Genomic DNA, 12,747 nt, shown 5'->3' on the forward strand with positions numbered 1-12,747 from the left:
GTCCTCCGCCCCGCCCGCCCTCCCCAGCGACCCCGACCCCGCGAGGCAGCCCGTGACCGCCGACCAGCGCGCCCAGCGCACCGCCGAGGCCGACGCGCTGTGTCGGCGCGCCTACGAGCAGGCCGGGGGAGGGGACGTCGGCATGGCGCTCGTGGCCGTCGGCGGCTACGGCCGCAGCGAGCTCGCGCCCTGCTCCGACCTCGACGTCGTGCTGGTCACCGACGACGCCGTCGACCCCGGCTCGGTGGCCACCGAGATCTGGTACCCCCTCTGGGACTCCGGCACCACGATCGACCACTCGGTGCGCCACCTCGGCGAGATGGTCACCGCCGCCGACGCCGACCTGCGCGTCGCCCTGGGGCTGCTGGACATCCGCCACCTCGCCGGCGACCCCAACCTGACGCTGCGGCTGCGCACGACGATGCTCGCGCAGTGGCGGCGCCACGCGCGCACCCGCCTGCCCGCGCTGCACGAGCTCGTCCGCAGCCGGCACCAGCGGGCCGGCGAGCTGGCCCACCTCTCGGTGCCCGACCTCAAGGAGGCCGACGGCGGGCTGCGGGACGCGACGGTGCTCAAGGCGCTGGTGGCCACCTGGCTCGTCGACGTGCCCCACGTCGCCCTGGAGCAGAGCCGGCAGGCGCTGCTCGACGTCCGCGACGTGCTACACGGCGTCGCCGGACGCGCCACCGACCGCGTGGCCCCCGAGGCGTGGGCGGGCCTCGCCGAGGGCCTCGGCCTGCCGGACGAGGCCGCGGCCCAGCGGCACGTGCGCGAGCTCGGCCGCCGCATCACGCACCTCTCGCGGCTCACCTGGCGCCGCGCCGCCGACGTCTCGGCGGCCCCGGCGCGGGTCGGGCCGCGCCGGCCCAGCCTGACCCCGGTGGCCGCGGGCGTGGCCCTGGCGGGGGGCGAGATCGTCCTCGACCGCGCCGCGCGTCCGGCCTCCGACCCCGGGCTGCTGCTGCGGGCCGCGGCCGCCGCGGCGGAGCAGGACGTCGTCCTGGCGCCGCCCACGGCTGCGCGCCTGGCCGCCGAGACCGCCCCGCTGCCCGAGCCCTGGCCGGCCGAGGCCCGGCAGAGCCTGGTGCGCATGCTGGCCGCCGGCCGCGGCCTGCTCGGGGTGTGGGAGACCCTCGAGGAGACCGGGGCGCTCGACCGCATCCTGCCGGAGTGGGAGCGGGTGCGCCTGCTGCCGCACGCCTCGGTGATCCACCGCTACACCGTCGATCGGCACATGGTCGAGACCTGCGTCGAGGCGTCCGCGCTGATCCGCACCGTCGGCCGGCCCGACGTGCTGATGGTCGCCGCGCTGCTCCACGACATCGGCAAGGGCGGGGTCGTCGAGCACAGCGTCGCCGGCGAGCCGATCGCCCGCGAGATCGCCACCCGCATGGGCTTCGCCCCCGAGTGCGTCGACCTGATCGGGCGGCTGGTGCGCTGGCACCTGCTGCTCTCGGAGACCGCCACGACCCGCGATCCCGACGACCCCGCCACGATCGAGCTGGTCGCCGAGCGGATCGGCGACGTGGAGGCCCTCTCGCTGCTCACCGCGCTCACCGAGGCCGACGCGAAGGCCACCTCGCCGCAGGCCTGGACGTCCTGGCGCTCCGGGCTGATCCTCGACCTGTCGCGGCGGGTGCGGGCGGCCCTCGACTCCGGCGTCGCGCTCCCAGCGGTCGAGCCCGAGGTCGTCGACGTGCCGAAGGTCGTGCGCAAGGGCGGGGTCGCGCTCGACGTCGAGGCCGTCGGCGACGGCTCCCGCGTCACCGCGCTCGCGCCGGACCGCGTCGGCCTGCTCGCCGACCTCGCGGCGGTCTTCGCGATGGAGCGGGTGCCGGTGCGGGCCGCCCGCGTCTGGTCGCAGGAGGGCGCGCGGGGCGGCGCCGTCGGCGTCTCGGTGTGGGAGGTCGGCACGCCCGACCTCGACGCCGGCCGGCTGCGCACCACCTACGAGGCGATCGTCGCCGGCCGCCTCGACCTCGCCCGCCGCCTGCGCCCGCCCGGGCCCGGCGAGCTCGCGCCGATCGTCGAGGTGCGGCCCGACGCGTCCCGGCTCTCCACCGTGCTCGAGGTGCGGGCCGCCGACCGGCCAGGCATCGTCCACCTGGTGTGCGCGGCGCTCGCCGGACTCGGCATCGCCGTGCGCTCGGCGCACGTCGACACCCTCGGACCCCAGGCCGTCGACGTCTTCTACGTGCAGGAGGCCGGCGCCGGGGCGCTCACCGACGAGCGGGCGGCGGCCGCCGCCCACGCCGTGCGGGCGGCCCTGACTCCGCGCTGACTCCGCGCTGACTCCGCGCTGACTCCGCGCTGACTCCGCGCTGACTCCGCGCTGACTCCGCGCTGGCTGATCCCGCGGGCCCGGCGCCGGCTAGGCTGGAGGCCCGCCTGACCGACTGCTGAGGACCACCTTGTTCGCCACTCTCTCCGACCGGCTCTCCGACACCTTCAAGAACCTCCGGGGCAAGGGTCGGCTCTCCGAGGCCGACATCGACGCCACCGCGCGCGAGATCCGCATCGCGCTGCTGGAGGCCGACGTCGCCCTGCCGGTGGTGCGCGGGTTCGTCGCCACCGTCAAGGAGCGGGCGCGCGGCGAGGAGGTCAGCGGCGCCCTGAACCCGGCCCAGCAGGTCGTCAAGATCGTCCACGAGGAGCTCGTCGGCATCCTCGGCGGCGAGACCCGCCGGCTGCGGTTCGCCAAGACCGGTCCGACGATCATCATGCTCGCCGGCCTCCAGGGCGCCGGCAAGACGACGCTGGCCGCCAAGCTGGCGTTGTGGCTCAAGGAGCAGGGCCGCACCCCGATGCTCGTCGCCTGCGATCTGCAGCGGCCCAACGCCGTCAACCAGCTCCAGGTCAACGGCGAGCGGGTCGGCGTCCCGGTGTTCGCGCCGGAGCCCGGCAACGGCGTCGGCGACCCCGTCTCGGTGGCCCGCGCGTCCCTCGAGGAGGCCAAGCGCACGCTGCACGACGTCCTGATCGTCGACACCGCGGGCCGTCTCGGCGTCGACGCCGAGCTGATGCAGCAGGCCGCCGACATCCGCGACGCGATCAGCCCCGACGAGGTGCTCTTCGTCGTCGACGCGATGATCGGCCAGGACGCCGTGCTCACGGCCCAGGCGTTCCTCGACGGCGTCGGGTTCGACGGCGTCGTGCTCACCAAGCTCGACGGCGACGCGCGCGGCGGCGCGGCGCTCTCGATCGCCTCGGTGACCGGCCGGCCGGTCATGTTCGCCTCCAACGGCGAGAAGCTCACCGACTTCGACCTCTTCCACCCCGACCGGATGGCCTCGCGCATCCTCGACATGGGCGACGTGCTCACCCTGATCGAGCAGGCGGAGAAGGCCTTCGACGCCGAGCAGGCGCTCAAGGCGGCCGAGAAGCTCACCGGCCAGGGCGGCGAGTTCACGCTCGAGGACTTCCTCCAGCAGATGCAGCAGCTGCGCAAGCTCGGCTCGATGTCGAAGATCATGGGGATGCTGCCCGGGATGGGTCAGTTCCGCGAGCAGCTGGAGAACTTCGACGAGCGCGAGATCGACCGCATCGAGGCGATCATCCGCTCGATGACCCCCGCCGAGCGCGACGACCCGAAGATCATCAACGGCTCGCGGCGCACGCGCATCGCGAAGGGCTCCGGGCGCACGGTCAACGACGTCAACCAGCTCGTCGACCGGTTCTTCGAGGCCCGCAAGATGATGACCCAGATGGCCCGGGGCGGCGGCATCCCGGGGATGCCGGGCATGCCGGGCGTCGGCGGTGGCCGCGGCAAGCAGAAGCCGATGCCGAAGAAGGGCAAGGGCGCTCGTCGCTCTGGCAACCCCGCGAAGGCCGGGCAGAGCGTGGCCGCACGCCAGGCCAAGCCGGCGGCGAACCCGTTCGGCACCCAGAACGGCGAGGAGATCGACTACGAGAAGGCCGCCGCGGCGCTCGACCTGCCGAAGGACTTCTCCAAGTTCCTGAAGTGACGCCGCTCGGCGGCTCGTTCGGCCGGCGGATCTCGTGGAACCCGGGGCGATTGCGGTAACGCCGACGTAACATCAGCGGCCTCGGGACGTCTTGGATCCATCCCCTCGTCACGACTCTGCAAGGACGCCCGTGCCCCTTCCCGCTCCTCGTTCTGCCGTGCCCGACGCCGATCACACGACCGGGGGCGTGTCGCGACGCGCCGCGGTGGCGGCCGCGGTGTGGGCGGCGCCGGTGATCTCCGTGGTGGCGGCCGCTCCGGCGTTCGCGACGTCGGGCGCGGTGTCGCTGAGCATCGTCTCGCCGGCGGGCAGCACCGACGCGTACACCGGGAGCGACGGGGTGACGCAGCAGTTCACCGCGCAGCTCGCCTCGACCGCGGGCGCTGCGACGTCATCTCTGGCGGGCCGGGTGGTCACCTTCTCCCTGGCCGGCGACGACCGGTCGTGGCTCACGCTGGGGGCCGCGCGCACCAAGGTGGACACGACGACCGCGGTGGTGGACGCCAACGGCCGGGCGAGCGTCACGGTCACCTTCAACACCGCCGTGCTCCCGGCGAGCATCCCGGCGTCGGTGACCCTGACCGCCACGACGCCCACGGCGCCGACGCCGGCGGTGTGGACGATCACCTACCGGGCCGGAACGGCAGGGACTGCCGTCCAGCGCGCCGCCACCACGCTCACCTGTGCGCACAACGCGGGGAGCAATGTGGCCGCGTTCGCCATCCGCAATGGTCGCCTCTACGGCTGGGGCAGCAACCTCTACGGGCAGTTGGGGCTGGGCACGAGCGCCGCTGGTCCTCGCACCCCCGTGCGGATCGACGGCGGCACGCTGGCAGGCAAGACGATCGTCGCGGTCGACAACTGCAGCCGAACCGTCGTCGCCCTGGCGGCCGACAACACCCTCCACGCCTTCGGCGCCGGCTCGAACGGGCAGCTCGGTGATGGATCCACCAGCACCACGGCGTACAGCCCGGTGGCGGTCGACCAGTCGGGGGCGTTGAAGGGAAAGACCATCGTGGCGATCGCGAGCGCACCGGCTCATTCGGTGGTGGTCGCCTCGGACGGCACGGCCTATGCCTGGGGTTCACGCTCCGGTGGGGCGCTCGGCGACGACAACGCCTCGGGTGCCCCCGGAGCCCAGCTCACGCCGACCGCGGTCCGGATGCCCATCGAGACCGTCGGTGGGGTCACCACGACCGCCCGCTTCACCGCTGTCGTCGCCATCACCGGGATCACGGTCGCCCTCAGCGCCACCGGCCGGGTCTACACCTGGGGTACGGCGAACATCTCCGGCTCCCTTGGCAACGGGACCACCTCCGGGGACGTCCTCCGGCCGACCCAGGTCGTGGGCCTGGCCGGCAAGAACATCGTCGCGATCACCGCCGGCTCGAGCCATGTGCTCGCGCTGGGGGACGATGGCACGGTCTACGGGTGGGGCCGCAACGACAGCGGGCAGGCTCTCCCTGGGAGCACCACCGCCCAGCTGGCCCCGGTCGCCGTCCCGAAGACGGGACCGGGCGGCTACCGGGTTCGCGTCATCGCCGCTGGGCTGGATCACTCCCACGCGATCGCCGTCGACTCCGGCACCACTGTCCGCCTCGGCTGGGGTGCCCAGTCCTCCGGTCAGGTGGGCAATGGCGTGTCCGGCACGGCCGTGCCATCGCTCTCCGGCGTCGCGCCGATCGCCGAGCCCGACGGCAGCAGCCTCGCCGGCAAGACCGTCGCCGCTCTCGGCGCGGGTCCGTACTCGACGTTCGCGATCGCCACCGACGGCACCCTCCACGCGTGGGGGGCGGACACCAGCGGCACCCTGGGCGACGACGCGACGATCGGCAACAAGTCGATCCCGGTGAGGGTCGCCGCCCTGCCCTGAGGGCGGCGACTCCACCCCGCCCAGCGATCGGCGATGATGCGTCCGTGATCCCCTCTCCGCGTCGCCTCCGCCGGCCGGTGACGCGGTGAGCCGCTCGCGCAGCATCCGGACCGTGCTGGTCGTCGACGCCGCCAACGTCGTCGGAGCCCGGGCCGACGGCTGGTGGAAGGACCGCCCTGGCGCGGCCCGGCGCCTGCACGAGGAGCTGCTCGTCGCCGACCTGCCCCAGGACGAGATCGTCCTGGTGCTCGAGGGGCAGGCCAAGCAGGGCGTCAAGGCGGGGCGCGACGCGCACGTGCGGTGCGTCCACGCGGCCCGCGACGGCGACCGGACGATCGTCGAGCAGGCGCAGGCGGCCGCCGAGGCGGGACGTCAGGTCACCGTCGTCAGCGCCGACCGGGCGCTGCAGGCCCGCGTCGCCGCGTGCGGGGCGCTGGCCGTCGGGCCGGTGTGGCTGCTCGACCGGCTGGGCTGAGCGCGTCACCTGGCGGCGGGGCCGTACGACCCGGACTAGGTTCGCCCCATGAGCGCCCTGCGGTTCACCGGAGTCGTCCTGCCCGAGCGGGAGACCCGCGACGTCTACGTCGTCGACGGCCACGTCACCTACGAGCCGCAGCCCGGCGCCGACACCGTGACCCGGGCGGGCTGGCTGCTGCCGGGGCTGGTCGACGCCCACAACCACCTCGGCCTGGAGGACGGCGGCGCCGTGCCGGACGACGTCGTCGAGCAGCAGGCGCTCGCCGACCGTGACGCCGGCATCCTGCTGCTGCGCGACTGCGGCTCGCCGGCCGACACCCGCTGGGTGCAGCAGCGCGACGACCTGCCGCGGCTGATCCGCTTCGGCCGGCACATCGCCCGCACCCGTCGCTACCTGCGCGACTACGGCGTCGAGGTCGAGCCCGAGGGTCTCAGCGCGCAGGTGGCCCTGGAGGCGTCCGGCAGCGACGGCTGGATCAAGCTGGTCGGCGACTGGATCAGCCGGGAGGACGGCGACCTCGCGCCGTCGTTCCCGGTGGAGGCGTTCGCGGACGCCATCGCCACCGCCCACGCCCACGGCGCCAAGGTCACCGCCCACTGCTTCGGCACCACCGTGCTCCAGGGCCTCCTCGACGCCGGCATCGACTGCCTCGAGCACGGCACCGGCCTCGAGCCCGAGCACGTCGAGCAGATGGCGGCGCAGGGCGTCGCGCTGGTGCCCACGGTGCTGCAGACCGAGAAGCTGATCGGGTTCGCGGACGCCGGCCGCGAGCGCTTCCCCGCCTACGCCCGCACCATGGAGCACCTGCACGCCCGACGGCGCGAGGCCCTGATGAGCGCCCACGAGGCGGGGGTCGCGCTCTACGTCGGCTCCGACGGCGGCGGCTCGCAGCGCCACGGCGTCCTGGTCGAGGAGGTGCTGGCGATGGCCGCCATGGGCCTGCCGGCGCAGGACGTCCTGGCCGCGGCGTCGTGGCGCGCGCGGGCGTGGCTCGGGCTGCCCGACGGCCTCGAGGAGGGGGCCCCGGCCGACTTCGTCGTGCTCGACGCCGACCCGCTGGACGACCTCACGGTGCTCGGCCGTCCGTCCGTCGTCGTGCTGCGCGGACGGGTCGTCGCGCGCCGTCCCTGAGCGCCGCACGAGGCCCGATCCGGCGATTCGTGGGGGAGGGGCCGTTCTGGCATGATCTGACGCTGAGTCCTGCGCGCCCGGACCCTCTCACCGAGCGCGACACGGCCCCTCGAGCGTGCAGCCCCGGTGTTCCCCACCTGGCGGCCGCGTGCTCACCACATCCACACGTCAAGGAGACACCACCCACCGTGGCCGTCAAGATCCGTCTGAAGCGCCTGGGCAAGATCCGGGTCCCGCAGTACCGCATCGTCGTCGTCGACTCGCGCAAGAAGCGCGACGGCCGCGTGATCGAGGAGATCGGCAAGTACCACCCGAAGGAGGAGCCCTCCTTCATCGAGGTCGTCTCCGACCGCGCCCAGTACTGGCTCGGCGTGGGCGCGCAGCCCACCGAGGCCGTCGAGGCGATCCTCAAGATCACCGGCGACTGGCAGAAGCACAAGGGCCTGCCGGGCACCGAGGGCACGCTGAAGACCGCCGCCCCGAAGCGCGACAAGCTCGAGATCTTCAACGAGGCGCTGAAGGAGGCCGGCGGCGACGCCAGCGGTGACGCCGTCACCAAGAAGGCGTCGAAGAAGGCCGAGCCCAAGGCCGAGGAGCCCGCCGCCGAGGAGAAGACCGAGGAGCCGGCCGCCGAGGCCGCCGCCCCGGCCGAGGCGCCCGCCGAGACCGCCGACGCTCCGGCCGAGGCCTGAGCCGCATGCTCGCCGAGGCGCTCGAGCACCTGGTGCGCGGCATCGTCGACCACCCCGACGACGTCGTCGTGCGCGACAAGCAGCTGCGCCGGGGCTCGCTCCTGGAGGTCCGGGTGCACCCCGACGACCTCGGCAAGGTGATCGGCCGCAACGGCCGCACCGCCTCGGCGTTCCGCACCGTCATCGGTGCCCTGGCGGGCAAGGACGGCGCCCGCGTCGACTTCGTCGACGTCGACCGCCGTCGCTGATCCCGCCGCTCGGCACGAAGCAGCACCGAAGCAGCACCGAAGCAGCACCCGCCGACCCGCCCGGGCCCACGCCCGGGCGGGTCGGCCGCATCCCGGGCCGTGCGCGGCCCTCGAACCGGAGGCACCCATGGGCGAGACCCTCGAGCTGGTCGTCGGACGCGTCGGCAAGCCGCACGGCATCCGCGGCGAGGTCACCGTCGACGTGCGCACCGACGAGCCGGAGCGGCGCTTCGCCCCGGGCGCGGTGCTGCGCGCCGAGCCCGGGCGCGGGGTCGCCGCGGCGCCGCGCAGCCTGACGGTCGAGTCGCGTCGCTGGCACCAGCAGACCCTGCTCGTCGCCTTCGCCGAGATCCCCGACCGCACCGCCGCCGAGGCCGCCCGCGGCCTGGTGCTGCACGCGCAGGTCGACCCCGAGGAGCGTCCGGCGGACCCCGAGGAGTTCTACGACCACCAGCTGATCGGGCTGGCGGTCCACGACGTCGACGGCACGCCGCTCGGCACGGTGGCCTCCCTCGTGCACGGCGCGCAGGACCTCCTCGTCATCGACACGACCGACGGGCGCGAGGCGCTCGTCCCGTTCGTCTCCGCCCTCGTGCCCGAGGTCGACCTCGACGCCGGTCGCGTCGTCGTCGCCGACCGCCCGGGCCTGGTCGCCCCGCTGCCCGACGAGTCCTGACGTGCGGCTCGACTACCTCACGATCTTCCCCGACTACCTGGCGCCGCTGCGGCTCTCGCTGCCCGGCAAGGCGCTCGCGAGCGGCCTGATCGACGTGCACGTCCACGACCTGCGGGCCTGGACCCACGACCGCCACCGCACCGTCGACGACACCCCGTACGGCGGCGGCGCCGGGATGGTGATGCGTCCCGAGCCGTGGGGCGAGGCGTTCGACGCGCTGGCGATCGACGGCGCGACCGTCGTCGTCCCGACGCCGTCGGGCCGCCCGCTCACCCAGGCCCTGGCCCGCGAGCTGGCCACCCGCGAGCGGCTGGTCTTCTGCTGCGGCCGCTACGAGGGCATCGACCAGCGGGTGCTCGACCACGCCGGGAGCCGGGCCGAGCTGGTCGAGATCAGCCTGGGCGACTACGTGCTCAACGGCGGCGAGGTCGCCGCGCTCGCCGTCACCGAGGCCGTCGTGCGGCTGCTGCCGGGGTTCATGGGCAACGCCGCCTCCCTGGTCGAGGAGTCGCACGAGGACGGCCTGCTGGAGTACCCGAGCTACACCAAGCCGCCGTCGTGGCGCGGACTCGACGTGCCCGACGTGCTGCTCTCCGGCGACCACGGCCGCATCGCGGCCTGGCGTCACGAGCAGCGGCTCGGGCGCACGGCCGAGCGCCGTCCCGACCTGCTCGCCGCCGGGAGCCTCGCGCCGACGGGGGAGTGGACCATCGAGCCGGCGCAGCCCGCCGACGCGCCCGAGCTCCTGGTGCTCCAGCGCTGCTGCTGGGTCACCGAGGCGCTGGCCAACGACGACCTCTCCATCCCGCCGCTGCACGAGGAGCTGGGCGACATCGAGGACGGCCTGCGCACCTGGCGCACCTGGACGGTGCGGCTCGCCGGCCGGCTGGTCGGCTCGGTGCGCGGCCGCGTGGTCCCGGGTTCCGAGGAGGGCGGCGACACCTGGGAGATCGGTCGGCTGATGGTCGCCCCCGATCTGCGCGGCCGCGGCCTGGGGCGCGTCCTGCTCGAGCACGCCGAGGCGATGGCGCCTGCGTCGACGCGCACGCTGCTGCTGTTCACCGGGGCGCGCAGCGAGGCCAACCTGCGTCGCTACCGGCGCGCGGGGTATCGCGTCCGCGAGGTGCTCGACGGTCCGTCCGGCCCGGTGGTGCTCACCCGGCCGCGGCGTCGCTGAGCCCTGCGTCGCGGCGGCCGGAGATTTCGGACGCCGTCCGGCGCTGTGGCAGACTTCGCAGGTCCGCTGGCCGAAGGGTCGCTCCGAGGAACGCACGGAGGGCCTGCGTCGGGCTCCTGCCACAGGGGGAGTCCCGCGCCGCCGGCCTCGCGAGCGGACGCCCACCCGCACGTCCTCAACCGCGGCCGACCTGTGGCATCCGCGAGGAGACACCATGAGCCACAACGTCGTCGCCGAGATCGGCAACGCGGTCAAGCGCGCAGACCTCCCCGAGTTCCGCGCGGGCGACACCGTCAAGGTCCACGTGAAGGTCGTCGAGGGCAGCCGCTCGCGCGTCCAGATCTTCCAGGGCGTCGTCATCCGGGTGCACGGCTCGGGCGTCGGCCGCACCTTCACCGTCCGCAAGGTCTCCTTCGGCGTCGGCGTCGAGCGCACGTTCCCGCTGCACTCCCCGATCTTCGAGACCATCGAGGTCGTCACCCGCGGTGACGTCCGCCGGGCGAAGCTCTACTACCTGCGCAACCTGCGCGGCAAGGCCGCCAAGATCAAGGAGCGCCGCGACGTCTGACGTCCGCGCAGCAGCCCACGTCAGGACCGCGTCCCCGTCCCGGGGGCGCGGTCCTCGTGCGTCCGGGGCCCGGCCGATCACGGCCCCGGGGCACCCCGCGCCTACACTCCTCGCGTGACTTCGAACGACCACGACCCGCAGACCGACGTCGAGGGGTCGCCGTCGTCCGACGCGTCCGAGGCCCCCGACGAGGCCGGCGCCCCGGCCCGCCCGTCCCTCGAGGACGCCACGGCCCGGCCGCAGAAGCGCAAGGGCCTCCCGGTCTGGCAGGAGAGCATCCTGCTGCTCGTGATCGCGGTAGGCCTCGCGGTCGTGCTCAAGGCCTTCTTCGTGCAGGCCTTCTACATCCCGTCGGAGTCGATGGAGCCCGGGCTGGTCAAGAACGACCGCATCCTGGTGCAGAAGGTCTCGTACTGGACCGGCTCGCCCCAGCGCGGCGACGTCATCGTCTTCAAGGACCCCGGCGACTGGCTCACCGCCGCCGAGCAGGCCGGCCCCACCAGCCTCCTCGGCCGTGCGCTCACCAAGATCGGCCTCTACCCGGCCGGCGGCCACCTGGTGAAGCGGGTCATCGGAGTGCCCGGCGACACCATCCACTGCTGCGACAAGCAGGGTCGGCTGCAGATCAACGGCAAGTCCGTCGACGAGCAGGGCTACGCGCGGGTCAGCCCGGGCTCCTGCTACGGCCCGATGATCTCCGACTGCAGCACCAACGCCTGGACCGCGGGCCCCGTGCCGCCGGGCCACGTGTTCGTCATGGGCGACAACCGGCAGAACTCCGCGGACTCCACGGTGCACCTGTGCCAGAAGGGCGAGACCGACTGCGTGCCCGGGGACGAGTACGTGCCCGACGACCTGATCGTCGGCAAGGTCTTCGTCCTGCTGTGGCCGCTCGACCGGTTCACCTTCGTCGGCCGTCCCGACAGCCTCGCGGACGTGCCCGCCGGCAAGTGAGCCGGCTGCCGCGCGGCGTCGCGGTGCGCCGCGACGCCGGGGCGTACGGCTACGAGCGCGCCCTGCGACGGCACGAGCTCGGTCCGGTGGCCGGCGTCGACGAGGCCGGACGCGGCGCCTGCGCCGGCCCGCTCGTGGCGGCCGCCGCGATCCTCCCCGAGGGGCGCCGCGGCCTCGTCCCGGGTCTCGCCGACTCCAAGCTGCTCACCGCGGCCGCGCGCGAGCGCTGCTACGCCGAGGTGGTGCGCCGCGCGCTCGCCTGGTCGGTGGTCGTCGTCGAGCCGGGGGAGTGCGACCGGCTGGGCATGCACGTCGCGAACGTCGAGGCCCTGCGCCGCGCGGCCGCCCGCCTGGCGGTGCGTCCCGGCTACGTCCTCTCCGACGGGTTCCCGGTCGACGGCCTCGGCGTCCCGTCGCTCGCGGTCTGGAAGGGCGACCGCGTCGCCGCCTGCGTGTCCGCGGCGTCGGTGATCGCGAAGGTCACCCGCGACCGGATCATGACCGAGCTGGACGTCTCGTGGCCGGAGTACGACTTCAAGACCCACAAGGGCTACATCACCGACGTCCACACCGCGGCGCTGGAGGCCCACGGGCCCTCCCCGGTGCACCGCTGGTGCTTCGTCAACGTGCGCCGCGCCGCTGGTCTGGAGCCCGCACTAGAGTCGCCGTCGTGAGCGCAGAGGACCTCGAGAAGTACGAGACCGAGATGGAGCTGACGCTCTACCGCGAGTACCGCGACGTCGTCGGCATCTTCAAGTACGTCGTCGAGACCGACCGCCGCTTCTACCTGTGCAACCAGGTCGACGTGAAGGCGCGCACGGAGGCCGGCGAGGTGTTCTTCGAGGTCTCCATGACCGACTGCTGGGTGTGGGACATGTACCGCCCGGCGCGCTTCGCCCGCAGCGTCAAGGTGCTGACGTTCAAGGACGTGAACGTCGAGGAGCTCAACCCTTCGGACATCGATCCGCCCAAGCCGTAGCCCGAA

The 12,747-nt window shown here is 74.0% G+C and carries 14 protein-coding genes; 13 read left to right on the forward strand and 1 reads right to left on the reverse strand.

The features are described from left to right. Positions 1-52 precede the first annotated feature (52 nt). Together K8Z61_RS01510 and ffh are read left to right on the forward strand one after the other, a co-directional pair. A complete protein-coding gene (locus K8Z61_RS01510) occupies positions 53-2,281 on the forward strand; it encodes a [protein-PII] uridylyltransferase (RefSeq protein WP_224126300.1) in 2,229 nt (742 codons plus the stop codon). 130 nt (positions 2,282-2,411) lie between these two features. Next, on the forward strand, positions 2,412-3,965 hold the full coding sequence (ffh, locus tag K8Z61_RS01515) for a signal recognition particle protein (protein ID WP_224126301.1): 1,554 nt from the start codon (positions 2,412-2,414) through the stop codon (positions 3,963-3,965). A gap of 171 nt (positions 3,966-4,136) precedes the next feature. Here ffh and K8Z61_RS01520 read toward each other — a convergent pair whose 3' ends face one another. Continuing rightward, positions 4,137-4,505: a hypothetical protein gene (locus K8Z61_RS01520; protein WP_224126302.1), complete on the reverse strand. Its 369-nt coding sequence runs from the start codon at positions 4,503-4,505 to the stop codon at positions 4,137-4,139. A 31-nt stretch (positions 4,506-4,536) separates the two neighbouring features. Between K8Z61_RS01520 and K8Z61_RS01525 the strand changes: the two genes are divergently transcribed. The 11 genes from K8Z61_RS01525 to K8Z61_RS01575 all read left to right on the forward strand — a co-directional run bounded on the left by K8Z61_RS01525 (position 4,537) and on the right by K8Z61_RS01575 (position 12,741). After that, positions 4,537-5,838 (forward strand): hypothetical protein, encoded by a 1,302-nt coding sequence (locus tag K8Z61_RS01525; protein WP_224126303.1) that lies wholly within the window; start codon positions 4,537-4,539, stop codon positions 5,836-5,838. 112 nt (positions 5,839-5,950) lie between these two features. After that, the gene (locus K8Z61_RS01530) at positions 5,951-6,313 is read left to right on the forward strand and encodes an NYN domain-containing protein (RefSeq protein ID WP_308116728.1); all 363 of its coding nucleotides are present in this window, start codon (positions 5,951-5,953) and stop codon (positions 6,311-6,313) included. Positions 6,314-6,361: 48 nt separating this feature from the next. After that, positions 6,362-7,447 carry an amidohydrolase family protein gene (locus K8Z61_RS01535; RefSeq protein ID WP_224126304.1) on the forward strand — a complete coding sequence of 362 codons (1,086 nt, stop codon included), beginning with the start codon at positions 6,362-6,364 and terminating at the stop codon, positions 7,445-7,447. Positions 7,448-7,635: 188 nt separating this feature from the next. Continuing rightward, positions 7,636-8,139, forward strand: a complete 504-nt coding sequence (rpsP, locus tag K8Z61_RS01540) for a 30S ribosomal protein S16 (protein ID WP_224126305.1) — start codon at positions 7,636-7,638, stop codon at positions 8,137-8,139. Between the two features lie 5 nt (positions 8,140-8,144). After that, the gene (locus K8Z61_RS01545; RefSeq protein ID WP_224126306.1) at positions 8,145-8,387 is read left to right on the forward strand and encodes an RNA-binding protein; all 243 of its coding nucleotides are present in this window, start codon (positions 8,145-8,147) and stop codon (positions 8,385-8,387) included. A gap of 127 nt (positions 8,388-8,514) precedes the next feature. Then, on the forward strand, positions 8,515-9,063 hold the full coding sequence (gene rimM, locus K8Z61_RS01550) for a ribosome maturation factor RimM (protein WP_224126307.1): 549 nt from the start codon (positions 8,515-8,517) through the stop codon (positions 9,061-9,063). A gap of 1 nt (position 9,064) precedes the next feature. Beyond that, positions 9,065-10,240, forward strand: coding sequence for a tRNA (guanosine(37)-N1)-methyltransferase TrmD (trmD, locus tag K8Z61_RS01555; RefSeq protein WP_224126308.1), 1,176 nt, complete (start codon positions 9,065-9,067; stop codon positions 10,238-10,240). A 214-nt stretch (positions 10,241-10,454) separates the two neighbouring features. Continuing rightward, positions 10,455-10,808 (forward strand): 50S ribosomal protein L19, encoded by a 354-nt coding sequence (rplS, locus tag K8Z61_RS01560; RefSeq protein ID WP_224126309.1) that lies wholly within the window; start codon positions 10,455-10,457, stop codon positions 10,806-10,808. Between the two features lie 114 nt (positions 10,809-10,922). Further along, a complete protein-coding gene (lepB, locus tag K8Z61_RS01565) occupies positions 10,923-11,762 on the forward strand; it encodes a signal peptidase I (RefSeq protein WP_224126310.1) in 840 nt (279 codons plus the stop codon). Then, positions 11,759-12,436 (forward strand): ribonuclease HII, encoded by a 678-nt coding sequence (locus K8Z61_RS01570; protein WP_224126311.1) that lies wholly within the window; start codon positions 11,759-11,761, stop codon positions 12,434-12,436. Before lepB ends, K8Z61_RS01570 begins: the two co-directional genes overlap by 4 nt. Continuing rightward, entirely contained in the window at positions 12,433-12,741 is a 309-nt protein-coding gene (locus tag K8Z61_RS01575) for a DUF2469 domain-containing protein (RefSeq protein ID WP_224126312.1), read from the forward strand. Before K8Z61_RS01570 ends, K8Z61_RS01575 begins: the two co-directional genes overlap by 4 nt. Positions 12,742-12,747: the final 6 nt, after the last annotated feature.

The organism is Nocardioides sp. TRM66260-LWL (genome assembly GCF_020075545.1).
Lineage (GTDB): Bacteria > Actinomycetota > Actinomycetes > Propionibacteriales > Nocardioidaceae > Nocardioides.